Genomic DNA, 24,888 nt, shown 5'->3' on the forward strand with positions numbered 1-24,888 from the left:
CTCGCTCAGGCGATATCGTACTCGTCGTACCAGTCCGGACGGATCGTTGCCTCCGATACTGCCTCCCTCGCCACCGCTTTCATCCCCTCGTGGAACGACTCGACCGAGAACCGATCGGCGAACGAGGCGATCTCCGCTGCGGACCACTCCACGCCCTCGTCCTCGAACCGTTCGACGCTCTCGCGGATGGTCGTCCCCGTGTCATCGCGTTCGTGATGGTAGCCGTTCTTCCCGTCGAGGACCTGGAACTGCGTCATCCCCTCCGCCACCCCCAGAAGCGGCGTCCCAGAAGCGAGTGCCTCGACGGGTGCGATACCGAAGTCCTCGTCTCGGGCGTTGAACACGAACGCCTTCGCTCCCGCTAGCAGTCGTCGCTTCTCCGACTCGTCGACGAACCCGGCGAACTCGACGTTGTCACCGGCCATGGATTCGAGCCGCTCGCGCTCCTCACCGTCACCTGCGACGATCAGGCGCTCGTCGAGTCCGTCGAACGCTCGGACGATACCGTCGATGTTCTTGTGCCAGTCGAGCCGAGAGAGCGTCAGGTAGTGGTCGCCGTCCTCGGCGTCTCCGGGGTCGAAACTCCCCGTCTCGACGGGCGGGTACACGACGCGGATCTTCTCCGCTGGCACTCCCCAGTAGCGAACCAGACGGCGCTCGACCACCTCCGAGTTCACCACGAACAGATCGGGCTTGTGGGTATTGTGGTCGTACGCGACCCGCATCGCGTAGTACAGCAACAGCTTGACCGACTCGAACCGCGACGACGCCAGTTCAGTTATTTGGTCCGACTGCCGCCGGTTCGTGTGGTGGATGTACGCTACCCACGTCTGGTCGTCCGGCGCGACGTAGAACAGGGGCTCGTTCCCGCTGGTTACCAGGAGGTCGTACTCCCGGAGTTCGGGAGCGATCTGCCAGCCGATCAGGTGGGCGAGCTGTCGAAGCATCCCACCGCGGCGGAGCCCGAAGTTCAGGAGTTGCCCATCGATCAGCTGCTCCGACTCGATGTCGTCCGGTTCGATGGATTCGTCGACCCACCCCGCGTAGTACGACGAGTCCTCGAAGACCCTGGCGAGCTCCCACGCCAGGCGGTCACCGCCACCGTTGGCGTGCTCACCCCAGTGAGCGACCGCCAGACTCCGGTTCGAGAGTTCCGACGCTCCGTCAGACTCGTCGGTCATCGTCTTCCACCTCAAATCGGAGGGCTATATCTGTCACGACTTTCGGACGGCACCGGCGTCGGCCACCTCAGACCAGTTCCTCGTAGGCCGAGATGAACTGGGGCACGACCGCATCGGGGTGGTACGTCTCCTCGACGTACTCGCGATTGGCAGGTCCGATACTGTCCCGTCGCTCGTAGGCCTCCTGGATGGCCTCCGCCAGCCCAACGGGGTCTTCGGGTGGACACAGCAGGTCCGGCTGTTGCACCGTCTCCGCCGGACCGCCGACGTTCGTCGCGACGACCGGGAGCCCGGCCTGCATCGCTTCGAGTATCGTGCGACCGAACGGTTCCGGCCACACCCCGGAATGGACGAACACGTCCGCAGTCGCGTACGACCGCGTAACCTCCTCGTACGGTATCTCTCCGGTGAACCGCACCCGGTTCGAGAGCCCCTTCTCCGAGACGCGACGCTCCAGGTCCTCCCGCTTCGGTCCGTCACCGACGATCTTCACGTCGAGGGGCGAAGAGAGGTGCTCTATCGCGTCGATCAGGTAGCGAACGCCCTTTGAATCCCGGAGATATCCCACGTAGAGCAGTTCCGGAGCGTCCTCTTCGTCGGCGGCAGCGGGAACGTCGAAATCGTCGTCCAGCATGTTGGGTACGACCCGGTAGTCAGCTCGGTCGAACCCATGGTCACGGTACACCCGCTCCACCGCGCCGCTCAACGGCAAGAGCAGGTCGATGTTGTGGATCTGGCGCCGCAATCTCGGCCGTTCGAGACGGAGCACCGTCGACTCGTAGATCCGTCGCTGAAGCGACGGTGTGACCCCGATGTCCGCCCAGTTCAGCAGTGGGTACGCGTTCAGGGTGCCCACCGCGGGAACGTTCCGCTCCGAGGAGAGCCGCCCCACCGCGGGATGGAGATGCATGTTGTACGCGTGCAGGAGATCGAAATCGAGGTCCTCCGCCCCGAGTTTCCGGTACGCGATCTCGTTGGGCAGCGTGTACGGGTACTGCGGGACGTCGTACAGTCGCTCGACGCTCACGCCCTCGACCGTCTCGCTCGAACTCCCATCGAAGGAGAACACCCGAAGTCCGTCAACCGCCTCGTGAGACCGCAGCTGGTTCGCCAGGAGCTGGACGCTTATTTCCCCACCACCAGCGTGGGTGGGCGGATACCGTGGCGTCACGATTCCAATCTTCATCTAGGCGTACAACGTCAGTGAGCCTTTTTAGCTACTGCGGGTCGCCCTGATGAAGTAGTTGTCACGTCGCTCTCCCAGCACCTCTATCTCGAACCCCAGGTCCCGCAAGAACGCTTCGACGCGGTCCGGAGACCCGCCGATGTCAGCTATCTTCTCGGTGTGAATCTCACAGTAGACGACACGGCAGTCGGAGTTCCGAAGCGTCTCTTCGAGTCCCGAGAGTGCGAGATACTCCGCCCCCTCGATGTCGATTTTACAGACATCCGGAACCGGTATCTCCCCGTCCTCGACCAGTGAATCGGCCCGGGTCGTCTCGACGGTCAACGTGGTCTCGTCGCGCGTGGATACCAACTGGTGACCGGTGTACCCTCGGGAGACCATCGCCACGGTCCCATCGTGGTCCGAGAGAGCGACGTTCTGCAGCGAGCCGGAGACGTCGTTCTGGTCCGCGTTCCGCTGGAGTACGTCGAACATCTCCGGGTGTGGCTCGAACGCGACCACCTGCCCGGACTCCAATTTATCGGCGACCAAGCACGTGTAGATACCGACGTTCGCACCGATGTCGTAGAACACGTCGTCCGGCTCCACGTCGTCGAGAACGGCGGTGATGAGGTCTCTCTCGGAACGCATGTCATCGACGAAATCGTACTGTCGGAGCGAACGGGTGGTCGTACTGAACGATGCGGTCGTGTCTCCGACCGAGTACGTTCGGAAGCTCGGTTTCAGAACCTGATAGAGCGGGTCGATCGGGCGGATGCTCCGGTCGATGCCCCGACCGACAAGCTCCACCAAGCCGTCGTCACGGGCGATCTCAAGCGCCTTTGCCGTGGTGCTCATGACAGATAGGACGGCACACACCGATATAGACGTCAGCAAGAGCTTGGAACTCGATTCGAGACTCGAATCGAGATTCGAAACGTCCGAAATCGGCGCGAAGGGTTACTTGTATCCGAGCGCTTCCAACTGGCGGTCGAGTTCCTCCTTCGACTGAGAAGCCCCGGGTGGGTCGTGAACCGGTGTGTACTCCCCCCTATCCTCCGCTGTGGTCGTCACCCAGGGGACCGTCCGCACGTGCGGGTGGAGACTGCCGTTGTTGTGACCGAACTCCCAGTACTCCCCGAACGCCTCACCGTGGTCGGAGGAGATGGCGACCGTTCCGGCGTCCAGGTTCTCCAGCAGGAGCTCGACGTCGTCGAGGACGTATCGCAGTTCGTCGAGGTACGCGTTCCAGACGGTCTCCTTGTCGTTCGTCTCCGCGAGGTATCCCCACCAGTCCGTCTCGTACTGTTCGAGGGGTCTGTCCTCGTCGATGCCGTTCGCCATGTACGGGGAGTGCGGCTGGAGGTAGTGGAGGATCATCCGGTCGAAGTCGTGCTCCCGCCAGACCGCTATGCCCCTGTCGGTGACGTACCGGGGTGGGGTGCCACCGTCGACGTGACCGAGCGGCCCCTCCTCGCCGACGCCTTCGTAGGTGAAGAGGTACTCGCATCGCCCGAGAGCGTCGACGTCGACGTTCGGGATCCGTCCCAGCAGTCTGTAACTCAGGTTCGTCTCGCTCAGGGGGATCGTCTCGTGTTCCCTGTCCTCGAGGATCTGGTCGGTGTAGACGTTGGCGGACAGGTACGCCGTCTCCGCGATCGTGTCGCGGTAGTCCTCGTGGAAGGTCTTCGCGATCCACTCGGGGGAGCGCCCACCGACGGACCGTATCTTTCCGACGTCACCGAGGAAGTCATACTCGTCGGCCACTTCCCGGAGTGCATCGACTCGACACGTATCCAGAATCAGCAACACGTCCCACTCCTCGTCGAAGACGTTGGTCCCGATTGTCGTGAGCGTGTTGAGGTAGGTCGCGGGAATGCGGTAGAAGAGCTCGTAGACCGTCGCGTCGAACGCCTGGTCTGGGGCCTGCAATCCCTTTCGCAGGGTATCGAGATTCAGGTCGTGACGCAGCATGACTTAGGGGTTCACGACAGCGTGTTTAACGGTTTTGATGGCTTTTTCGGTTGTAGATGGGTCTAATGGTCTAGCCAAGAAGATAATATTGTCCGAGTAAGGATAACTTCATGTCGATATACACAGTAGGATGTGCTTCGAGAGAATCATAGCGTTATTATCCTCGAACGAACTCTGACTCCCTATGCGCCATCATCTCAGAAAAGCTCGCGAAATATATTCTGAGAAGGGGTTTCTCCAAGCGAGCAAGAGCGCTCTTCGGTATGTCCCAATCGAAATAAATAATTTCTACGTCAGACTCAAATATGGCCGTGGGGCTCGCGTTGCTGAGGAAGATTGGGATAATCTCATAATCCTCGATGGGTGCCGCTACGACATGTTCTCGGATCGAAACTATCTAGACGGAACTTTAGAATCGAGAATCTCGTTGGGTTCAAGCAGCGAGGAATTTCTCGAACGAAATTTTGACTCTGGAACTTACTACAATACCGTGTACGTGAACGGCAACCCATATATTCCGAAACTGGGACTTGATCAGGGAACGTTCCATGCAGTGGTCGATTGTCTTTCCGATTGGGACTCCAGCCTACAGACTCTGCCACCCGAAAGCGTCGTAGAGAACGCCCGAGAAGCGATGGTTGAGTTTCCAAATAAACGTTTGATAGTCCATTTTATGCAACCCCATACGCCCTTTATTGGTGAAGTTGGGAGAAGTATCGCGGGCGGAGGTTGGACGATGGACCACGATATAAAAGAAGAGCCAGGTATCTGGAACCAACTTCAGAATGGTAAAGCTGATATTCCACTTGAGACTGTCTGGGAGGCATACAACGAAAATCTCGATCTCGTTTTGGCGGAAGTCGAAAGCCTACTGGGAGAGCTCGAAGGAAAAACCGTCATCACGGCAGACCACGGAAATCTTGTTGGCGAACGCCTCTCACCTATTCCTACACGGAGAAAATACGGACATCCATATGGAGTCCATGCACCCGAACTTGTCAAGGTTCCTTGGTTTGTCGTCGATGGAAACGAACGACGAAAGATTCAGTCGGATCCACCAGTAGAAACAGAAAGTATCTCTGGTGAGAAAGTCGATGCGAGACTCAAGGCACTTGGATACCGTTGATTCAATGCGTTCACAGTTGAACATTTCGATGTCAAAAGTTCTTTTACAATAGTGAAGGATGGTTTCCTCGGAATTCACAGTCAAGAAATTAAAACGGAAAATCAAATCAGATGGTGTCAAACAGTCATTTATTTCAGCAGGTGACTTAATTACTCGGAAGAAGCTCGGCCGCCCAGTCTTTGATTGGCTTGTCCGCATTGGAATAATCAAGACGATCCCGAGAGGGAATCTTGAATCGAAGTCAGATGAAACATTACATATCTCTTATCAATCGGAACCGTATTTCGTATCTGTAATCAATTGTGGAGTAGTACTTTCTGAGACAGGATTGGTCCTATCTGACCAGTCCGAAATCATCGAAGAGAGTGCTGCCGAGCCAACACAGGCCATGCAGGCGATGATGGCGATGCTCTCCAGGGAGCTCTTCTTCGGCCAGTTCCCCCTGAAGGCACTCGTTCGAAAGACTGCTCCCGAAGCAGCTGGGTCGCTCGGAACCGCCGCACCGCTCATCCCCCGGTACCCGAACTACTACCACTGGATGGTCGAGACGGTCCCGAAAATCCGGTACCTCCGTCGGTTCGAGGAGTCCACGGGCGAGAGCGTGACGCTGGTCATCCCCCAGGATTCCCCCCCGTTCGTGGGTGAGACGCTCCAGGCCCTCGACTGGCCGGAGTCGAGGATAGAACGTGCGACTGAGCCGGCGTACGCGGTGGAGAACCTCGTCGTCCCGTCGTTCCCCCAGCGCCGGGCTGCCGACTTCGAGTGGATACGGCGCCGGATTCTCGGTGAGAGTGCAACGTCACCCGAGGCGGACGCCAACAACGTCTACATCTCGCGGGCCGGGGCAGTCGAACGGCAGGTACTGAACGAGGATGCGGTGATGGAGATGCTATCGGACCACGGATTTGAGCGGTACAGGCTCGAAGACCGGCCCCTCATGCGGAACGCCCGGCTGTTCAGCGAGGCCGACATCGTGGTCGCCCCTCATGGCGCGGGAATCACCGACATCGTCTTCTCGACCGACTGTACCGTCATCGAGCTCTTCGGTGACAAGGTCAAACAGCCGTACGAGATACTGGCCTCGGTTCTCGACCTCGACTATCGAGCGGTCTACTGTGAGGCCGAGTCAGCAGACATTCGCGTCGACGTGGACGAGCTTGAGAAGGTGGTAGCGGCGGTCGAACGAGAGGATCAGTAGTTCGGTCCAGGTAGCGGGGAGACGCCGTGCCGGTCCGAGGACCGTCCTGGCAAATCGACGCTGCGTCATCGACAGTTCTGACGGTGGGCTGTCGAGTCCTCAGCCACATCGTCTTCGCGACGTGCGAGACTACGAACGATTTATACTCCTGAGAGGAGCATCAATGCTCAATGAGCGACTCCGGTTCGACCGTGGACAAACTGCAGAAGGGTCTCCGAAACCCGTCACGGATTCTCGACAATATCGTCTTCGAGTATCTCTATCGAACGCCGGCCATCGCTGCAAACGGCGTCCGGACGATCGGGACCAACGTCTTCGACGAAGAGTGGGACCTGCTCATCGTACTCGACACCGCCCGGGTCGACGCGATGCAGGCCGTCGCAGACGAATACGATTTCATCGGCGACGTCGACAGCATCTGGTCGGTTGGCGGTGCGTCGGCGGAGTGGCTCGCCCGGACGTTCGACGAGCAGCACGTGGACCAGATACGCGAGACAGCGTTCTTATCCGCACAGAGCCACATTCAGGAGATCCTGGATACGAAGGCACACGTCAACGACTCTCGGAGGCCACTCCCCTTCAAGACCCTCCGTCTGCTGCCGTCGGTCGACATCGACACGTTGGGGAAGGCAGAGTACCTGTTCAAGTTCGAGACCGTCGGTGAAGAGGGTCCCTACGGGCATACACGGGGGAACACGCCCCCGGAGTACGTCACCGACCGAGGGGTCGCAGTCGGTCGAGAACATGACTTCGAGCGACTCATCCTCCAGTACCACCAGCCCCACACCCCGTGGTTCTCACAGGCACTCGCGGAAGACCGCGAGCTTGAGTACCACGAATACGACTGGTGGAACTACTACTACGAAACGGGCGACCTCGAGAATATCTGGGACGCCTACATGAGCGACTTGCGGTACGTGCTGGACGAGATCGAGGTTCTCCTCCAGAACGTCGACGCCGAGCGGGTCGTCATAACGTCCGACCACGGAGAGGCCTTCGGTGAGTACGGCGTCCTCGGCCACAACCTGGGAAGCCTCCACCCACAGGTCCGAAAGGTTCCGTGGGTGACGACGACCGCCGAGGACACCGGAACCTACGAACCAACCGTCGAGGAGCCGACGAACGAGAAGATGGGCCGGGACGAACTCGACAACCAGCTGGAAGCGCTCGGCTACAAGGTGTGATGGGGGCGGGAGACGGACCCCACCGGCTCCGACAGGAAAGGAATTATCAGAAGGGTTTTGCTCGAACGTCACCAATCGAACCAGAACGCGCCCGATGAAGAACCACTACACGCTCGAGAACCTGCGGCGAGCAATCGGCAATCCTATCCTGTTCGGCCGTGAAGGTCTTCGACTAGCGAGTTGGCCGATACACCGGGGCTACGGACGGTATCTCGATCGGAAGTACGACGGCGGAATCGACGTCATGGAAGCGGACTGGGACAACCTGCTCGTCCTGGACGCGTGCCGGTACGACTACTTCGAGGAACTGAACACCCTCCCGGGTGAGCTGCGCAGGGAGGTGTCGAAGGGGAAGAAGAGTTGGGACTTCATCCGTCACAACTTCGTTGGACGGGAGTTGCACGATACGGTGTACGTCACCGCGAACCCGTTCTCGACCGACATCGAGGACGACACGTTCCACGACATCGACCATCTTCACATGAACCGCTGGGACGACGAGATAGGGACCGTCCAGCCGGAGGACGTCGTCGATGCGGCGGTCGAAGCGAACGAGACGTATCCCGACAAGCGACTCGTCGTCCACTTCATGCAGCCGCACCGTCCGTACATCGGTGAGATGGCAAACGAGCTCCGTCGGCGCGTCGACCTGCAGGGATACGGCGACCACGACGACGGGATCCAGATATGGGGAGCGGTGAAGCAGCGCGAGGTGTCGGTCGACGAGATACGGACGGCGTACAGGCAGAGCCTCCAGCTGGTGCTCGAGTCGGTCGAGGGGCTGCTGGAAGAACTCGACGGGAAATCCGTCGTCACGGCTGACCACGGGGAGATGCTCGGGGAACGGGTGCTCCCAGTAACGACCCGAGTGTGGGGACACATGGAGGGATTCAGCACCCCCACCCTCAGGGAGGTACCCTGGCTGACCATCGAGGCCGAGGCCAGACGCGACGTCGTCGCCGAGGAGCCGGTCGCCCAATCGAGTTTCGACGAGGACGCCGTTTCGGACCGGCTCTCCGCACTCGGTTACAGGTGAACTCGGGCCCGGTTGCGCCTCGACCAGTCGCAGACGGGACACCGATGCGAACGACAACAGAAGGATTATGACCGTCACGATTCCAACTGCCCGTACCCCCGCCCTCCCAGTACGATGAACCTCGGTCAAACCTCCGTCGTCTACTTCATCTCTCGAATCGTCGCGACCGCGTTCGGGTTCCTCTCGACGATCTACCTGGCCCGGATTCTCGGTGCGGACGTGCTTGGCGTCTACTACCTGGTCGTCGGTCTCGTCGCGTGGCTCTCGATCGTCGGTCACGTCGGCTTCTCGAAGGCCATCTCCAAACGCATCAGCGAGGGCGTCGAGCAGGGCGAGTTCGTGGCGGCTGGTGCGTTCATCATCGCGGTGATGTTCGGGATTATCACCCTTGGCTTACTAGTCGCGCGGCCCTACGTCAACGACTACATCGGGACGTCTGCGACGGTGTACGTGGCACTCGTACTGTTTGCCACACTTGCCAACTCGACGACGTCGTCGATGCTGACCGGGTTCGGGCTGGTCCACGTCGACGGTGTCCTCACGACGGTGAAGATCGGCCTGCGGAGCCTGTTCCAGATCGGTGCGGTCATGCTCGGGTTCAAACTCACCGGGCTATTCCTGGGCTATCTGGGTGGTTATCTGGTCGCCATCGGGATCGGTCTCTACTTCGTGGTGCGTGGAGTCGAGCGCTTCTCGCTCCCGAGCAGGCGGCACTTCGAGAGCCTCGCTGGCTACGCGAAGTTCTCCTGGATCGGCAACCTCCGCTCGAAGATGTTCAGCTTCACCGACATCCTCGTACTGGGGTTCTTCGTCCCGTCGTCACTGATCGGCATCTACTCCATTGCGTGGAACATCTCGGAGTTCCTCATCATCTTCTCGGGGTCCATCAGCACGACGCTGTTCCCGAAGATAAGCGAGCTATCGGCCAACGAGGAGGTCGGTGCAGTCCGGAACCTCGTCGAGGACTCGCTGGCGTATGCCGGCCTGTTTCTGGTGCCCGGCATCGTCGGTGGTGCGATTCTCGGACGGCGCATCCTCCGCATTTACGGGGGGGAGTTCACGCAAGGGGCGACGATACTGGTCATCCTCATCGTCGCGAACTTCGTCATGAGCTACCAGAACCAGATACTCAACACGCTGGACGCCATCAACAGACCGGACCTGTCCTTCCGGGTGAACGGCCTGTTTGCGGTTGCGAACCTCGTACTGAACGTCGCACTCATCCCGACGTTCGGCTGGCGCGGGGCCGCCGTCGCGACGACGCTTTCGGTGGCGGTCAGTCTCCTGCTCGGCTACTACTACCTCGATACAGTCATGACCTTCTCCGTCCCGTACGCAGAGTTCTCCCGTCAGTGGGCGGCGGCGCTCGTTATGGGCGTCATCGTGTACCAAGGTCTCCAGTTCGAACGCTCGTTGGGTCTCCTGTCCCAGAACTTCGTCATCGTACTCGTGTTCGTCGGTCTCGGGGCCGGGGTGTACTTCGCTGTCTACCTCCTCCTCTCGGACCGCTTCCAGCGGACCGTCTCGGACAATCTTCCGTTCGAAGTGCCGTTGCTATCGAAACTCTGAGTAAATCGACGGCAGAACGACAGCGACGGCGTTCCGGAGCGATGGGGGGATGGAACTACCCGTCCACGTCCCGGAGCACCGCTTCTCCGGGCCTGCTCGTCGCACCCGTCCCCATCGTCACACCGGCGTTCAGGCTCGAGTTGATCCCGGTCTTCGCGCCGTCCCCACACACAACGCCGAGCTTGCGCCGGCCAGTGTCCACCCGCTCGCCTTTCACGGTTAGCCGGACGTTCTCGTCGTCGTGCCTGAGATTGGCGACCTTCGTCCCCGCCCCGAAGTTCACATCGCGACCAAGCACCGAATCACCCACGTAGGCATGATGCGCGACGTTCGTGCCGCGCATCAGGACCGAGTTCTTGACCTCCACCGCATTACCAACCCGAACATCCGGACCAACGACCGTCGCACCGCGAACGAAGCAGTTCGGGCCGACGTCCGCGCCAGACTGCACCACCACGGGGCCCTCGATGTACGCGCCGTCACGCACACGAGCCCCCTCCTCGACGACGACCGGGCCCGACAACGTTGCACCGTCCTCGACCTCACCCTCGATTCGACCTTCCAGCCCCTCCAGTATCGTCTCCGTCGCCGAGAGCAGTTCCCAGGGCCGACCGACATCCAACCAGGGACCGTCGTACTCGACCACCGAGACCTCCTCGCCGTCGTCGAGCAGGTGCCCGATGGAGTCGGTGATCTCGTACTCGCCGCGCTCGCTCAGCTCGGTGCGGTCGATGGCGTCGAAGACGGACTCCTCGAACGCGTACAACCCCAAATTCGCGAGGTTCGACGGTGGCTCCTCGGGCTTCTCGACCAGTTCGGTGAGCCGGCCGTCGTCGTGGCTGACGACGCCGTAGTTCGACGGGTCCGGGACGGGCTTCGTCGCGACGGCCGTTCCACCGGCGTCAACCAGCCCGGCCACCAGTTCGTCGGTGACGACCACATCCCCGTTCAGCACGAGGAACCGCCCGTCGACAGCGTCCGCGGCCCGCCCAACGGCGTGTGCGGTCCCGAGCTGTTCGTCCTGCTCGACGTACTCGACGGGGAGTCCACGATACTCCTCGCCGACGAGGTCGCGGATGACCTCGTCGCGGTAGCCGACGACGAGCACGTAGCCGTCGACGTACGGTTCGGCCACATCCAGCACGCGTTCGACGAGCGGCGTCCCGGCGACCGGGAGCGTCGGCTTCGGCCGGTTCGCGGTCAGCGGTCGCATGCGGGTCCCTTCGCCGGCGGCGACGACGACCGCCTGCATCTATTCGGACCCGCTCCCGGCGGTGGCTTCCTCCGTGTCCTCGGCGTCGGCGGACGCGTCGCCGCTCTCGGCGGCGGTGTCCTCGGCCTGGAGCTTGCGCTCGGCGTCGTCGCGGTCCTCGGGGTAGCCGATGTCGGTGCGCCAGCCGTCGATGCGGATGGCGTCGATGGTCCGCCCGCTCTTGATGAGCAGGTCGACCGCGTCGCTGATCTCGTACTCGCCGCGGTTCGACGGCTGGACGAGGTGGCAGGCGTGGAAGATGGCGGGCGAGAACGTGTAGAAGCCGGTCATCACGAGGTTCGACGGCGGGTCCTCGGGCTTCTCGACGACGTCGACGATCTCGCCGTACTTGTTGGTGTCACAGACGCCGTAGCGGCTCGCCTCCTCCCAGGGGACCTCCTCGACGAGGAAGGCGGCGTCGGCGCGGTCCTCGCGCTGGCGGCGCACGACGTCCTGGAGGTTCGCACGGAAGATGTTGTCGCCGAGGATGAGCATGAAGTCGTCGTCGATGTACTCCTCGACGGTCAGCAGCGCGTGGGCGAGGCCCTTCTGCTCGCGCTGGTGGGCGTACGTGATGGGGATGCCCTCGAACTCGTCGCCGTAGTGGCTGATTATCTTCTCCTTGAGGTAGCCGACGACGACGACGAACTCGTCGGCACCGAGGTCGCGCAGCTGTTCGAGGCAGTGCGTGATGATGGGCTTGCCGTTGACCTCGACCATCCCCTTCGGTTTGTCGTCGGTCAGCGGTCGCAGACGGGTCCCTTTCCCGGCCGCGAGTACGACTGCTTTCATACCCACATATCGGCCGCCCCGGCTGTAAATACTTTTAGTCCTCGGGAGCCGCGGCCGACAGCAACTCTTTTGCGGCCACCACGTCGAAGTCCGTGCGATGGCCGAGACGGACGACGACGTCTGTGTGCTGGTGCCCACGTACAACGAGGCGGCGACCATCGGCGAGGTCGTGTCGGGCCTGCGCGACGAGGGGTTCGACAACGTCCTCGTCGTCGACGGCCACTCGACCGACGGCACCCGCGATATCGCCGCCGAGCACGGCGCACGCGTCGTCCTCCAGACGGGGAGCGGGCGCGGCTCCGGCAAGGGCGAGGCGGTCCGCGAGGGCGTCGAGCACAGCGACGCGGAGTACGTGCTGATGCTGGACGGCGACGGCACGTACAAGCCCGAGGACGCCGAGGCGATGCTCGAACCGCTCCGCTCGGGCCGCGCGGAGCACGTCGTCGGCGACCGCTTCGCGGACATGGAGGCCGGCGCGATGACCCGGCTCAACCAGTTCGGCAACCGCGTCATCAACGCCGGGTTCCGACTCATCCACCGGCAGGACTTCGGCGACATCCTCTCGGGCTACCGGGCGTTCACGCGGGAGTCGTTCGAGCTGATGTCGCTCAGCGCGGAGGGGTTCGGTATCGAGACGGAGCTCGCCGTCGAGTGCGCGCGCCACAACATCACCACAGAGGTCGTCGACATCACCTACCTCGCGCGGCCCGACGGCTCGGAGACGAACCTCCGCCCGTTCCGCGACGGTGGTGGCATCCTGTTGACGCTGTACCTGCGTTCGAAGACCCACAATCCGCTGTTCTACTTCGGGACGGTCGGTGGCGTGGTCGGGACCACGGGTGTGTTCGTCGCCGCGTTCGTCGCCTACGACTGGTTCGTCAACAATGTCCCCCACGACGTGCTCGCGATGCTGGCGGGCGTTCTGTTGCTCGTCGGAGTCCAGCTCGCGATGTTCGGCGTGCTCGCGGACACCATGGTCGTCCTGCATCGCGAGCAGCGCGAGCGCCTCGAACGACTGACGGAGCGGCTGGACCTCGACGAACAGTACGACGACGACTGAGAGCGGCGACCCACCAGTGCGGACGGGTCAGAACGGCAGGCTCGACCGGAGTCGGTCGAAGACGGTCCCCTTCTCGCGACGACGCTCGAAGACGGGGTGGAGCGCGTTCAGCAGCGCCTGTTCGTCGGCGAACTCGCTCTGCTCGACCCGCTCGAGCGCGTCGCGCATCGACAGCGTGTTCCCCTTCATGTCGTAGGCGACGTCGAGGTGGCCGACTCGCCGCTTGAGGTCGTGTTTCGACACCGGGTACGAGATGTCGTACTCGTCGAGTCTGGCGTCGACCGCCGCGATGCCGAACTCGACCGATGTCGGCTCCTCCGTGTCGTTGGACGGCGGGCGCATTCCCATCGTTGGTGGTGCGTTACGGCTCGTGGGGCAAAACGCTTCGGCCACGGCGTCGGGGCTCCGCAAGGCCCAATAGCGACGCCGCGCTCTGGGCGCACGTGACCGAATACACAACCGTCTCCATCCCGAAGGACCTCGCGGACCGCGTCGAGGAGACGATCGAGGGCACGAGCTTCTCCTCGACGTCGGACCTCGTGCGGTTCCTGCTGCGTAGCATCGTCATCCAGCACCAGCGGCGGGGCGAGCTCACCGAGGCGGAGTTCGAGGAGATAACGGAACAGCTGCGGGACCTGGGCTATCTGGAGTAGCCACCCGACGGTCGGGCCCGCGCCAGGCTCAGTCGAGCGAGCCCTCGGGCGGCACCGCGTCCACGACGTGCATCTCCTGGCGGCGACCGGAGCGGTCGAACGCGCGGACGTTCTCTAGCCCCCAGGGCGGGACGGCGACGAAGACGACGGCGTGGAGGTCGTCCTCGCGGGAGACCGCCAGCTCGCCCGTCGCGTGCGAGACGAACCGCCCGTGTGTCTGCCCGGGCGGGGTCGAGAGGTCGACGCCGAACACCGCCGAGACCGAGCCGCCGGCGTCGGGCAGGTAGAAGTCCGTCAGCACGGGAGTCTCCGGCGAGAGTCCCTCGGCACCGTCGAGGTCGCCGGCGGCCGTCGCGGCGAGTGACACGGTCACGTCCTCCGGGTCAGCCTCGCGTGCGAAGTCGAGCAGTGTCTCGAGCAGTCCCCGTGTGAGATATACCACGTCGATTGGTAGCAGGCCTACGCGTTAAAGGGGTTTGGTCGTCGGCAGCCGCAGGTCAGTCGTCGGCCGTCGTGCCGGTGCTCGACCGCGGGACGCCGGTCGATTTGCCGCTGGTATCGAACCCGAATCCGAGCACCGCGCTCCCGAACAGGACGAGCGGCGAGAGGTACGCGAAGAAGTAGTACGGCGCGAAGCCGGCCAGCCCGTACTCGCCCGCCCACGGCGGCACGCCGAACACGCCGGCCATGTAGACGCTGCCGGCGTGCCACGGGATGAGCGCGCCCGTCGGCGTCCCCGCGGCCTCGACGGCCTGCGAGAGGTCGTCGCTGTCGAGCCCGTACTCGTCGTAGAGGTTCCGCAGGGTCATGCCGGGGACGACGATGCTCATGTACTGCTGTGCGGAGAAGGCGTTCACGACGATCGCGGAGACGCCGGTCCCGGCGACGAGGCCGCGCGGGCCGCGGACGGCGGCCGCGAGCCGGTGCGCGAGGACGGCGAGCACGCCGACGCGTTCGAGCAGGCCGCCGAGTGCGAGGGCGGCGACGACGACCGAGATGGTCCACGCCGAGCCGGCGAGCCCGCCGCTGACCAGCAGGTCGGTGACGACCGGGACGCCGGTCTCGGGGCTGGTCCCGTTCAGGAACACGTCCCAGGCCGCGGTGAACGCGGTGCCCTGGACGAGCACGGTCGTCGCGACGCCCGCGAACACGCCGGCGACCAGGGTTGGGAGGGCGGGGTAGCCGTACAGCGCGAGGCCGAACGTGACGACCAGCGGGAGCACGACGAGCATCGAGAGGTCGTAGGTCCCGGCCAGCGCGCCCTGTATCTCGGCGACACGGCCGGCGGGAATCGCCCCGCCGGCGCGGAGGCTGAGGACGGCGTACGCGAGCACGGCCAGCCCGAAGGCGAGGGCCGTGCCGTTGCGCATCGCGTGGATGTGGTCGTAGAGGTCGGTGTCGGTCACCGCGGCCGCGAGGTTCGTCGTGTCCGAGAGCGGGGACTGCTTGTCGCCGGCATATGCGCCGGAGAGGATGGCCCCGGCGGTCATGGGTGCGGGGATGCCGAGTCCCGACCCGATGCCGATGAAGGCGACGCCGAGGGTGCCGGCGGTGGTCCACGACGAGCCGATGGCGAAGGCGACCAGCGCCGCGAGCACGGCCGTCACCGGGAGGAACACCGCGGGGCTCAGCACGGAGAGCCCGTAGTACATCAGCCCCGGAATCGTCCCCGCGCTGATCCACGTGGCGATGAGCGCGTAGATGACGAACAGGATGAGGATGGACTGCAGCCCCATCAGGAGGCTCTCGGCGATGCCCTCGTAGAGGTCGTCCCAGCTGTAGCCGAGCCAGTGCTTGCCGACCGCGGCGGTCAGGACGATGCTCCACAGCAGCGGGCCGTGCGGTGCGAGCCCGAGGTAGCCCGAGCCGATTCCCAGGAAGACCACGACGCCGAGTACCGGGACGAGCGCCTGGCCGAGGCTCGGTCGCCGGGCGGGGTCGAGGTCCGCGTACGTTCGCGGGTCGAAACTGCGTTCAGTCACGGTTGTCGGGGGTAACTACTGAGAGTAATTAAACTAGGCGGTTTTATTCGCGTAGGGCATGGGTTTTGGTCCCACCTCCCACGGGACGTGCTGGCGTCGGTGTCGGTGGTGGGCCGAACCGGTGGAGACCATCACCGTCATTAGCCGCCCCGATGAACTGGTCGGCAATGGACGTCAGCATCATCGGGAGCGGCTACGTCGGGACGACGGTCGCGGCCTGTCTCGCCGACGACGGCCACGACGTGGTCAACGTCGACATCGACGAGGAGATCGTCGCGGCCATCAACGAGGGTCACTCGCCCATCCACGAGCCCGGCCTCGACGACCTGCTCGCCGAGCACGCGGGCGGCCGACTCCGCGCGACGACGGACTACGCGGCAGTGCGCGAGACGGACGTGACGTTCCTCGCGGTCGGCACACCCTCCCGCGACGACGGCAGCATCGACACGGGCGTCGTCGAGGCGGCGACGCAGTCGCTCGGCGAGCAGCTCGGCGCGAAGGACGACGACCACCTCGTCGTCGTCAAGAGCACGGTCGTCCCCGGCACCACGGACGAGCTCGTGATTCCCGCTCTCGAAGCAGCGCTCGGCGAGCCCGTCGGCGAGTCGGTCCACGTCGCGGTCAACCCCGAGTTCCTCCAGATGGGGTCGGCGGTCGAGAACTTCCGGACCCCCCAGAAGATCGTCTTCGGGGTCGACGACGGCGACCAGTGGGCCCTGGACCGGCTTCACGAGCTGTACGCCGGCGTCGTCGAGGCCGCCGACCCAGCCGTCGTCGAGACGGGCCTGCGCGAGGGCGAGATGATAAAGTACGCCAACAACGCGTTCCTGGCGAGCAAGGTCAGCCTCATCAACGATATCGGGAACGTCTGTAAGGAGTTCGACGTCGACGCCTACGAGGTCGCCGACGCCATCGGGCTGGACGACCGCATCGGCGAGCGCTTCCTCCGGTCGGGCCTCGGCTGGGGCGGCTCCTGCTTCCCGAAGGACGTCGCCGCCATCATCGCCGCCGCCGAGGGGGCGGGCTACGAGCCGCCGATGCTCACCGCCGCCGTCGAGGTGAACGACCGCCAGCCCGAGCGCCTGCTCGACCTGCTCGCCGACCACACGGACCTCGACGGAGCGCGCGTCGCCGTGCTGGGCCTCTCGTTCAAGCCCGGCACCGACGACGTGCGTGGCTCCCGCGCGATTCCGGTCGTCGAGGGCCTGCGCGAGCGCGGCGCGACCGTCGTCGCCTACGACCCCGTCGCCACCGGGAAGTTCCGCGAGAAACACCCGGATGTGGACATCGAGTTCGCGGACTCCGCTGCGGCCGCGCTGGACGGTGCGGACGCCTGCGCCGTCGTCACCGACTGGGACGAGTTCGCCGCGCTGGATGCCGAGTTCGACTCGATGGCGAGTCCCGTGGTGGTCGACGGTCGGCACGTCGTCGAGCGGCGTGAGGGCATCACGTACGAAGGGCTGACCTGGTAGCGACCACGGTAAGGTCGAGCATCCGTCCCGACCGTTGCACCCGGACGGAACACAAAACGTATATATCGGCAGTCAGGAACGAAACCCATGCGACGCCGTGCCCTCCTCGCTTCTCTCGCTGGCGGCGTGGCGACAGGTGCCGCAGGCTGTAGCTCCAACGGCGGCTCCTGTGGCACCCCTCCAGCGACCGTCGATAGGCCGAACGCCGGGTGGCCACTGGTCGGCAATGTCCCGACGAACACCGGACACGCACCGGTGGGCCCAGGGCCGTCAGATGAACAGTGGGCGACCGACCGGGAAGTTCGAGACCGCGAGTACCTGTTCGGCTACTTCAGCACGCCGCTCGTCGGCGACGGACGGGTGTACACGGCGATGCGGGACTCGCTGTACTGGTCGGAATCGATGGCCGACCCCGGACACGTCGTCGCCTACGACGACGAGGACGGTACCGAGGCGTGGCGCGTCGAACTGCCACGGCTGGCCGGCGGGTCACCGGCGCTGGCCGACGACAGGATGTTCGTCGGCGACACCTCGGGTACCCTCCACTCGGTCTCGACCGACGGTGACCGATTGTGGACGCACGATCTCGGGTCGCCGGTGCGGGGGTGTACGGTGGCCGGTGACCACTGCTATGTCGTCGACGATTCGGCGACGCTGCACGCGTTCACGCTGGGCGGGGAGCGCTGCTTGTACCGGGACCGGTCCGGGGCGCTCGATGGACTCCTGGGTGGCACGTCGTTCCAGGTCGACAGCGCGCCCGCGGTCGACTCGTCTGGTGTCTACGCGAGCGTGCTGGCGGACCCGGAAGGGAGCAGGCGGGCCCGACTCCTGGCCTACGAACACGACGGGACCCAGCGGTGGTCGTACGGCTTCCCGATATCCCGCGGCATCCCGAACACCCCCGCAGTCGTCGACGACCTCGTGTTGGTCACCGCAGGCGGGGAGATCCACGCAGTCGAAGCCGCGACTGGCGAGCGACGCTGGCGGTTCGTGACCGGCTCCGACACGACGGGTGCACCCGCCTCGGACGGCGAACGGGCGTACGTCGGGGCGAAGAACCTGTACGCGCTCTCCCTCGCCGACGGACACGAGCAGTGGCGGGTCGTCAACGAGGCGGTCGACGGGAGTTTCGGGTACGAGCACGGGGTTCCCTTCATCGCACGCCCGGCCGTGACGGACGACGCAGTGTACCTCCGCGCCGGAGCGTTCGACCCGACGGACGGCTCGCGGCTGTGGGGCGACCTGGGGCGACCGGAGTCCGAGGACGCCGCCACCGCGGTGTTCGGGCAGCGCCCCCTGGTGTCCCCGGCTGTGACGGCCGACGCGCTCTACCTGGCTCACCAGCAACGAGGGGTGCTGAAGCTCGCATGAAGCGCCGTCGGCTTCTCCGGAGCTTCGCGGCCGCGGGCACCCTGGCGACCCTCGGGGGGTGCAGCGACATCGGTAGCAACGGGGACGACGCGCCGGGCGTCGGCCGCGCCGAGGGCTGCGGACCGTACGACCCCACGGTCGAGGGGACGACGGAGTGGCGCTCGGTCTGTGGCGACCCGGCCGGGACCGGCGTCGTCCCGACTGCCGATGCGCCGGCGCCACCGCTCTCCCACGACTGGTCGTTCCCTATCGACGGTGTCATGGGGACCACGCGCCCCGTCGTCGCGGATGGACGGGTGTACACCCACGACCTCGACACGAACGTCTACTGCGTCGACGCCGCGACGGGCGACGAAGTCTGGAGCCGGACCCCCACGGACCCCCAAGGCTCTCCAGCGGTCGGCGAGGACGCAGTCATCGTGCCGAGCGGCGAGCACGTCCTCGGTCTCGACCCGGCGAGCGGGGAGACGCTGTGGACCGGCCCCGCGGTCCGGAGCACGGTGTTCGCCCCCAGTCCGGTCGTGCACGACGGCGTTGCGTACGTCCCGTACGGGCTCTCGCTGTACGCCATCGACGCCGTCGACGGGACCACGCTCTGGGAGCACACGACCGGGCACGAGACGACGGGGACGCCGGCAGTCAGCGACGGGACGGTGTACTACGGCGACGAGGACACCTACGTCTACGCGCTGGACGCGGCGACGGGTGCGGAGCAGTGGCGGTACAAGACCGACGGCCACCTGGAGTGCAACGCCGCGGTTGCCGACGGGTTGGTCTGTACTGCGACCCGTGATGGCGAGGTCCTCTGTCTGGACGCGACCACCGGCGACCGGCACTGGGCGTATGCCGTCGACTCCCAACCGGAGGTCGTCGGGGTCGACGGTGCCCAGACCTACGTCGGGACCCAGAACCGGCTGTACGCCTTCGACCTCCGGACGGGAACGGCCTGCTGGTCGACCGGCACGTACGCCGGTCGCTACGGGAGTGGCCTGTCCGTCGGTGACAGTCGGGCGTACGTATCGACCGGTGGTTCGAGGAACCGGTACAACGGCAGCCCTGCCGTGCTCGACGTTGGAAGTGGCCGGACGCGCTGGACACCGGACGAGCGCGACGACGGTGAGTTCGCCCTCGAGATGGGTCCCGTCGTCGTCGACGGTGCCGTCTACGCCACGGGTGGCGGCGCGCAGACGCTCCAGCTCGTCCGACTGAGCTGAACAGCGAGAGGAGGAACAGATATACCAGACCCGTTCGAACGGCCGTTGATGTCCTCCATCGGCGTCCCTTCACGGGTTCGGTCTCGGGCCCGTCGCTACCTCTCCTTCCGTGTGCTGGTGCTCTGGGGTGCGCTCACCGTCCTCGTCGTCGGGTCCGCGACCGCCGCAGTTCATCCGGCGTTCAGCCACGTCGGCGCGGCCGGGTTCGCTCTCGTGTTCCTGTTCCTCGTCGGCATCCTCGGACTCGCCGTCGGTGACCGCATGCAGGCGGTACTGTCGGAGAAGTGGCGGTCCGCACTGCTCGGCGCGGTGTCCTTCGGCGTCGCAGCGCTGCCGATTCCGTTGACCACCTGTCTCGGCGCCGGCTGCAGCGGCGTCGAAGCGCTCCACGTGTTCTACGACTGGTCGCCGGTCTTCGGGCCCGCTGTCGCTGCCTCGTTCGCCGCCGAACCCTGTGCGCACAACTGCCCACACAGAGTCCAGCTGCTCCCGCTGCTGGCCGGCTACCTCTTCCTCGCCGAGACCATCACGTCGGAACAGCTGTAAAGCGGCGGCTTCGGGGTGGACCACCAGGGAGAGCGTCCCGCAACTCAGACCGGTTTCTCCATGCGGATCTCGTCGTAATCCCGGTACTCCAGCGGGTAGTCGCCGGTCTTCTCGTAGCCACGGCTCCGGTAGAACTCCGGCAGGAACGGGTGTTCGTCGGGCGTCGTCAGCCAGACCGTCTCCCGCCCCGTCTCGCGGACCCACGCCTCCGCGGCGTCGACCAATGCACTGCCGATGCCCTCCCCCTTCCGGTCCTCGTGGACGGCGAGCCGGCTCAGCTTCACGCGGTCCGGGTCGGTGGCCGACAGCCGGACGCCGCCGACCACCTCGCCGTCGACGGTCGCGACGAGGACGTGGTGTTCCCGAATCCACCCGGTGACGGTCTCGGCGGTCGCGGACTCGGCCTTGGCAGGGAAGCCGAGCCGTCGGTTCTCGCGGTACGCGGTCCGGTAGACCGCCGCGAGCGTGTCGGCGTCCTCGACGGTGGCCGCTCGAATCGCTGGCTCTGCCATCGTCGGTCAGAACGGCAGCGCGTTCCGCGCCGTCCTCGCGTAGACGCCGAGCATCCGCTTTCTCGAACCGGCCAGCGCGTCCGACAGCGCCCTGCTCGCGTCCGTCGCGACGCCCTCGCCGTGGCCGACGAGCACGCGCTCCGGCGTCAGGCTCCCGAGCGCGCGCCGCGGCGGGAACGCCCGCAGCGCCGGGTGGACACCGAGGCGTTCGCTCTTCGCGAGGAAGTAGCTCGCCGCGCCGACGGACTCCGGCACCCAGAGCGTCCCCGTCTCCTCGTTGTAGAGCCCGGCCTCCTGCCAGAACCGGCCGTCGCGCAGGCGGAGCGTCCGGAAGCCCGATTCGGCGAGCTCGTTCCCGAACCGCTCGACCGGTGCGTCGAGGTCGTCCGCGACGCCCGTGAACCACATCGGCAGGTAGACGGGGACGTCGTGGCGGTTCGCCAGCGCCGCCGAGTCGCGCTTGTGCCGGTCCAGCGTCACGACGACGCCGCCGACCTCGCCGTGCTCGGCGAGCAGCTCGTCGAGCCCTGGCACGTCGACCGGGTCGCACACCCACACCTGTTCGTCGTCGCCGACCAGCGCGGCCGACGCGCGCTGCATCTCCTCGTCCGGGTAGGCGATCCAGCCGAACCCGTGGTCGCCCTCGTGGACGACCCGGAAGTCCTCGGCGGTGCCGGAGCCTTTCATTCCCATGCGTCATCAGTGGGTCCGGTCGCGGATAAATCGACGGCTCGCGGAAAGGAGTCGTGGCCGTGGACGACCGGTGGCGAGTGACCGCCGGTGGTCACGGCTCGAAGCCCGGGCGCCACCCAGTCACCCGCCGCCCCGGCCGGCAGGCGGTAGACTCCGTACAGTCTCCCGGTCGTCACCGCGGGCACATCGCCCGACTGCAGGCTCGACAGGCCGAGTCACACCTTCGGCAAACCTTTTCCGTCGGCCGTCGTGGCACCGACCATGACGGATGACACGGACCCCGAGGCGTTCTACGACGAGTACGGCGAACGGGAGTGGGAGCGACTGGAGCGGGACTTCTTCCACCGGCTGGAGTGGGAGGGAACCGTCGAGTACCTGGACCGCGACCTGCCCGGCTCGGGACACGTCCTCGACGTGGGCGGCGCGGCGGGGCGCTACACGGTCTGGCTGGCCGAGCAGGGCTACGACGTGACGCTGGTCGACCTGAGCGCGGAACAGCTCGACATCGCCCGCGAGCAGGTCGGCGAGCGCGACCTCGGCGACCGGGTGACGGTGGAGAAGGGCGACGTGCGCGACCTCGCGTTCGACGCGGACACGTTCGACGCGACGCTCTGTCTCGGCGGCCCCGTCTCGCACGTCCTTGACGAGACCGAGCGCGAGACCGCTGTCGCGGAACTCGAACGGGTCACCCGGCCCGGCGGCCCGGTGTTCGTCTCGGTGATGGGGCTGCTCTCGGCCGTCGTGAACACCGTCGACCACACCGGCCGGGCGCGCTTCGACGGCGCGGCGGCCGACTACCCCGTCCTGCCCGCCCTCGTGGAGTCCGGCGACTACACCGGCGAGCTGTGCGCCGAGTACGGCGTCGAACCCATGATGGCGGACTGCCACTTCTTCCGCGCCGACGAGCTGGAGTCGCTGCTCGAATCGGGCGGCCTCGCCGTCGAGAGCCTGGCCGCACTGGAGGGTGTCGCCTCGACCCGTCGCGACGAGTTCGACGGGCTGGACGACGACCGCCGACAGGTGGTCCGCGAGGTGAACGACCGCCTGCGCGAGGACCGGAGCGTCGTGGACCTCTCGAGCCACATGCTCGCGGTCGCGCGAGTGCCCTGACGACCGCCCCGTGGCTGTCCAGGTTTAAGCCCCAGCACGCCGAACCGACCGGTATGCTCGATTCCCTCTCCCGGCTCGGGCTCGAGGTGAAGTACCTCGACCCGGCCAGCGCCTTCTACGGCGACACGCTCGCCATGACCGAACTGCGACGCGACGAGGACGCCGTCGTCTACGCCGCCGGCGACACCGAGCTCGTCCTGCGGCGGCCGTCGACGGTCCCCCGCGGCGGCGTCCACACCCACTTCGCCTGCTCCATCCCCGCCGACGAGTACGACGACTGGTGGGACCGTCTCGATGGGAGGTTCGACCTCGAGGAGCACGTGTTCGGCGACGCCCGGTCGCTGTACTGCTACGACCCCGACGGCAACTGCGTCGAGCTCGGGCAGACCGACGTCTCCGGGCCGGGCATCGACGGCGTCTTCGAGGTCGTGCTGGAGGTCGAGGACCTCGCGCGGGCCGAATCGTTCTACACCGACCTGGGCTTCGAGCCGGTCGACCGCGGCGAGGACCGCGTCCGCACCAGGCTCCAGGGCCCGATGGCGCTCGAACTCTGGGAACCCCACCTCGGGCTCGCGGACGCCCGCGGCGGCCTGCACGTCGACATCGCCTTCGCGGGCGACCCCGCGGCGGTCAGCGAGGCCGTCGGCGACGCTGCCTGCGCTGTCGAGACAGTCGAGGACGGCGTCAGAATCCGGGACCCGGACGGCCACTACCTCACGGTGACCGAGCGCTGAATCAGACGCGGTCGGTGTCGATCTCGATGCCCGGGGGCGAGACGATGAGGAACCCACGGAAGTGGACGAGTCCGCCACCCTCGTTCCTTATCTCGCGGGCGAACCCCGCCGCGAGCTCGTTCACGTCACCCTCGACGTTGAGGACGAGGATGCGGCCGCTCATCACGGTCTCGACCCACTCCTCGTCCGATGTGGAGCCGTCCAGGTGCCCGAGTTCGACCGCGCCGGAGAGGTCCTCCTCGTCCGCCTCGTCGGGCAGGTGGTCCTCGACCGCGTTCAGGTCCAGGTCGAAGTTGCTCATGAGCCAGTAGTCGAATCGCCACGAGAAAAATCCTCGCCTCGTCCACGACGGAAGTAGTTTTCCCCGATTACCAGTTGCGAAGCACCATCGGCACTGATATTGTCCCCCGAACACAATATCAGGACGAGCGGTTTCCACGCAGACGAGTTACACCATGTGCCGACACCAGCACCACCGGACGAGCCCCGCGGAGACTGACGACCACGGCGTGTCGCGACGGACGGTCCTCGGCGCGAGCGGCGCACTCGCCGCCACCGCGCTCGCCGGCTGTCTTGGAGGGAACGGTGGCGGATCCGCCCCCCCTGCCATCACCATCGGAAGCGGCGACGCCTGCGACAACTGCGGCATGGTCATCGCGAACCACCCGGGCGCGAACGGCCAGATATTCTGGGAGGAGTACGCGCCGGCCGAGCACGACGCGCCGTTCCGGTTCGACGCGCTCAAGCAGTGCCTGTTCCCGCACCTCTTCGAGAACCGGGACCAGGGCCGGACCGCGGCGGGCATCTACGTCACTGACTACTCCGCGGTCGAGTACAGCGTCTCGTCGTCCGACGACGCACCGTACATCAGCTCCCACCCCGAGTCCGAGGCGTTCGCACTGGCGCAGGACCTCTCCTACGTCGTCGGCAGCGAGGTCAACGGCGCGATGGGTGCGGACTTCGTCCCGTTCTCCGACGCGGGCGACGCCGACGCCTTCGCCGGGGAGTACGGCGGCGAGGTCGTCTCGTTCGACGACATCACCCCCGCGCTCGTCGGTCGGTGA

The 24,888-nt window shown here is 65.3% G+C and carries 26 protein-coding genes; 14 read left to right on the forward strand and 12 right to left on the reverse strand.

The genetic code is table 11. The features are described 5' to 3' along the window. Nucleotides 1-5 precede the first annotated feature (5 nt). The 4 genes from BLT27_RS05155 to BLT27_RS05170 all read right to left on the reverse strand — a co-directional run bounded on the left by BLT27_RS05155 (nucleotide 6) and on the right by BLT27_RS05170 (nucleotide 4,320). On the reverse strand, nucleotides 6-1,181 hold the full coding sequence (locus BLT27_RS05155; RefSeq protein ID WP_089731971.1) for a glycosyltransferase: 1,176 nt from the start codon (nucleotides 1,179-1,181) through the stop codon (nucleotides 6-8). A gap of 67 nt (nucleotides 1,182-1,248) precedes the next feature. Continuing rightward, complete coding sequence (locus BLT27_RS05160; protein ID WP_089731972.1) at nucleotides 1,249-2,367, reverse strand: glycosyltransferase family 4 protein; 1,119 nt, start codon at nucleotides 2,365-2,367, stop codon at nucleotides 1,249-1,251. A gap of 27 nt (nucleotides 2,368-2,394) precedes the next feature. Then, the gene (locus BLT27_RS05165) at nucleotides 2,395-3,204 is read right to left on the reverse strand and encodes an FkbM family methyltransferase (RefSeq protein WP_089731973.1); all 810 of its coding nucleotides are present in this window, start codon (nucleotides 3,202-3,204) and stop codon (nucleotides 2,395-2,397) included. 102 nt (nucleotides 3,205-3,306) lie between these two features. Then, a complete protein-coding gene (locus BLT27_RS05170; RefSeq protein ID WP_089731974.1) occupies nucleotides 3,307-4,320 on the reverse strand; it encodes an alkaline phosphatase family protein in 1,014 nt (337 codons plus the stop codon). A gap of 184 nt (nucleotides 4,321-4,504) precedes the next feature. On the opposite strand from BLT27_RS05170, the gene BLT27_RS05175 reads away from it, so the two are divergent. From BLT27_RS05175 to BLT27_RS05195, 5 genes are all read left to right on the forward strand, one after another. Further along, a complete protein-coding gene (locus tag BLT27_RS05175) occupies nucleotides 4,505-5,446 on the forward strand; it encodes a hypothetical protein (protein ID WP_245707628.1) in 942 nt (313 codons plus the stop codon). Between the two features lie 58 nt (nucleotides 5,447-5,504). Continuing rightward, on the forward strand, nucleotides 5,505-6,644 hold the full coding sequence (locus BLT27_RS05180) for a glycosyltransferase family 61 protein (protein ID WP_089731975.1): 1,140 nt from the start codon (nucleotides 5,505-5,507) through the stop codon (nucleotides 6,642-6,644). A 170-nt stretch (nucleotides 6,645-6,814) separates the two neighbouring features. Then, nucleotides 6,815-7,828 (forward strand): alkaline phosphatase family protein, encoded by a 1,014-nt coding sequence (locus tag BLT27_RS05185; protein WP_175526386.1) that lies wholly within the window; start codon nucleotides 6,815-6,817, stop codon nucleotides 7,826-7,828. Nucleotides 7,829-8,072: 244 nt separating this feature from the next. After that, nucleotides 8,073-8,864 (forward strand): alkaline phosphatase family protein, encoded by a 792-nt coding sequence (locus tag BLT27_RS05190; protein WP_089732014.1) that lies wholly within the window; start codon nucleotides 8,073-8,075, stop codon nucleotides 8,862-8,864. 114 nt (nucleotides 8,865-8,978) lie between these two features. Further along, a complete protein-coding gene (locus BLT27_RS05195; RefSeq protein ID WP_089731976.1) occupies nucleotides 8,979-10,433 on the forward strand; it encodes a flippase in 1,455 nt (484 codons plus the stop codon). A gap of 55 nt (nucleotides 10,434-10,488) precedes the next feature. Here BLT27_RS05195 and glmU read toward each other — a convergent pair whose 3' ends face one another. After that, nucleotides 10,489-11,685: a bifunctional sugar-1-phosphate nucleotidylyltransferase/acetyltransferase gene (gene glmU / locus BLT27_RS05200; RefSeq protein WP_089731977.1), complete on the reverse strand. Its 1,197-nt coding sequence runs from the start codon at nucleotides 11,683-11,685 to the stop codon at nucleotides 10,489-10,491. Further along, nucleotides 11,686-12,477, reverse strand: coding sequence for a UTP--glucose-1-phosphate uridylyltransferase AglF (gene aglF, locus BLT27_RS05205; protein ID WP_089731978.1), 792 nt, complete (start codon nucleotides 12,475-12,477; stop codon nucleotides 11,686-11,688). Nucleotides 12,478-12,574: 97 nt separating this feature from the next. Between aglF and aglJ the strand changes: the two genes are divergently transcribed. Next, on the forward strand, nucleotides 12,575-13,537 hold the full coding sequence (aglJ, locus tag BLT27_RS05210; RefSeq protein WP_089731979.1) for an S-layer glycoprotein N-glycosyltransferase AglJ: 963 nt from the start codon (nucleotides 12,575-12,577) through the stop codon (nucleotides 13,535-13,537). A 27-nt stretch (nucleotides 13,538-13,564) separates the two neighbouring features. On the opposite strand, the gene BLT27_RS05215 is transcribed toward aglJ, so the two are convergent. Continuing rightward, nucleotides 13,565-13,885, reverse strand: a complete 321-nt coding sequence (locus tag BLT27_RS05215) for a hypothetical protein (protein ID WP_089731980.1) — start codon at nucleotides 13,883-13,885, stop codon at nucleotides 13,565-13,567. Between the two features lie 95 nt (nucleotides 13,886-13,980). Here BLT27_RS05215 and BLT27_RS05220 point away from each other — a divergent pair, with 95 nt between their 5' ends. Then, nucleotides 13,981-14,190, forward strand: a complete 210-nt coding sequence (locus BLT27_RS05220) for a ribbon-helix-helix domain-containing protein (protein WP_089731981.1) — start codon at nucleotides 13,981-13,983, stop codon at nucleotides 14,188-14,190. 28 nt (nucleotides 14,191-14,218) lie between these two features. Here the strand turns inward: BLT27_RS05220 and BLT27_RS05225 are convergent, their stop codons facing one another. Together BLT27_RS05225 and arcD are read right to left on the reverse strand one after the other, a co-directional pair. Further along, entirely contained in the window at nucleotides 14,219-14,632 is a 414-nt protein-coding gene (locus BLT27_RS05225; RefSeq protein ID WP_089731982.1) for a JAB/MPN domain protein-containing protein, read from the reverse strand. A gap of 55 nt (nucleotides 14,633-14,687) precedes the next feature. After that, a complete protein-coding gene (gene arcD, locus BLT27_RS05230) occupies nucleotides 14,688-16,172 on the reverse strand; it encodes an arginine/ornithine antiporter ArcD (RefSeq protein ID WP_089731983.1) in 1,485 nt (494 codons plus the stop codon). A 167-nt stretch (nucleotides 16,173-16,339) separates the two neighbouring features. Here arcD and aglM point away from each other — a divergent pair, with 167 nt between their 5' ends. From aglM to BLT27_RS05250, 4 genes are all read left to right on the forward strand, one after another. Beyond that, on the forward strand, nucleotides 16,340-17,644 hold the full coding sequence (gene aglM, locus BLT27_RS05235; protein WP_089731984.1) for a UDP-glucose 6-dehydrogenase AglM: 1,305 nt from the start codon (nucleotides 16,340-16,342) through the stop codon (nucleotides 17,642-17,644). A gap of 255 nt (nucleotides 17,645-17,899) precedes the next feature. After that, nucleotides 17,900-19,015, forward strand: a complete 1,116-nt coding sequence (locus tag BLT27_RS05240) for a PQQ-like beta-propeller repeat protein (protein ID WP_175526387.1) — start codon at nucleotides 17,900-17,902, stop codon at nucleotides 19,013-19,015. Next, a complete protein-coding gene (locus BLT27_RS05245; protein WP_089731986.1) occupies nucleotides 19,012-20,229 on the forward strand; it encodes an outer membrane protein assembly factor BamB family protein in 1,218 nt (405 codons plus the stop codon). The genes BLT27_RS05240 and BLT27_RS05245 overlap by 4 nt, the downstream gene beginning before the upstream one ends. 48 nt (nucleotides 20,230-20,277) lie before the next feature. Then, complete coding sequence (locus BLT27_RS05250) at nucleotides 20,278-20,775, forward strand: hypothetical protein (RefSeq protein ID WP_139172256.1); 498 nt, start codon at nucleotides 20,278-20,280, stop codon at nucleotides 20,773-20,775. Nucleotides 20,776-20,819: 44 nt separating this feature from the next. Here the strand turns inward: BLT27_RS05250 and BLT27_RS05255 are convergent, their stop codons facing one another. Next, nucleotides 20,820-21,287, reverse strand: a complete 468-nt coding sequence (locus BLT27_RS05255; RefSeq protein WP_089731988.1) for a GNAT family N-acetyltransferase — start codon at nucleotides 21,285-21,287, stop codon at nucleotides 20,820-20,822. A gap of 6 nt (nucleotides 21,288-21,293) precedes the next feature. After that, nucleotides 21,294-21,980: a hypothetical protein gene (locus tag BLT27_RS05260; protein WP_175526388.1), complete on the reverse strand. Its 687-nt coding sequence runs from the start codon at nucleotides 21,978-21,980 to the stop codon at nucleotides 21,294-21,296. A gap of 261 nt (nucleotides 21,981-22,241) precedes the next feature. Here BLT27_RS05260 and BLT27_RS05265 point away from each other — a divergent pair, with 261 nt between their 5' ends. Continuing rightward, a complete protein-coding gene (locus tag BLT27_RS05265) occupies nucleotides 22,242-23,090 on the forward strand; it encodes a class I SAM-dependent methyltransferase (protein WP_089731989.1) in 849 nt (282 codons plus the stop codon). 53 nt (nucleotides 23,091-23,143) lie between these two features. Continuing rightward, complete coding sequence (locus BLT27_RS05270) at nucleotides 23,144-23,824, forward strand: VOC family protein (RefSeq protein ID WP_089731990.1); 681 nt, start codon at nucleotides 23,144-23,146, stop codon at nucleotides 23,822-23,824. A gap of 1 nt (nucleotide 23,825) precedes the next feature. On the opposite strand, the gene BLT27_RS05275 is transcribed toward BLT27_RS05270, so the two are convergent. Further along, entirely contained in the window at nucleotides 23,826-24,125 is a 300-nt protein-coding gene (locus tag BLT27_RS05275; RefSeq protein WP_089731991.1) for a DUF5779 family protein, read from the reverse strand. Nucleotides 24,126-24,279: 154 nt separating this feature from the next. Between BLT27_RS05275 and BLT27_RS05280 the strand changes: the two genes are divergently transcribed. Beyond that, complete coding sequence (locus BLT27_RS05280; protein WP_089731992.1) at nucleotides 24,280-24,888, forward strand: nitrous oxide reductase accessory protein NosL; 609 nt, start codon at nucleotides 24,280-24,282, stop codon at nucleotides 24,886-24,888.

This window comes from Haloarchaeobius iranensis (assembly GCF_900103505.1).
Taxonomy (GTDB): domain Archaea; phylum Halobacteriota; class Halobacteria; order Halobacteriales; family Natrialbaceae; genus Haloarchaeobius; species Haloarchaeobius iranensis.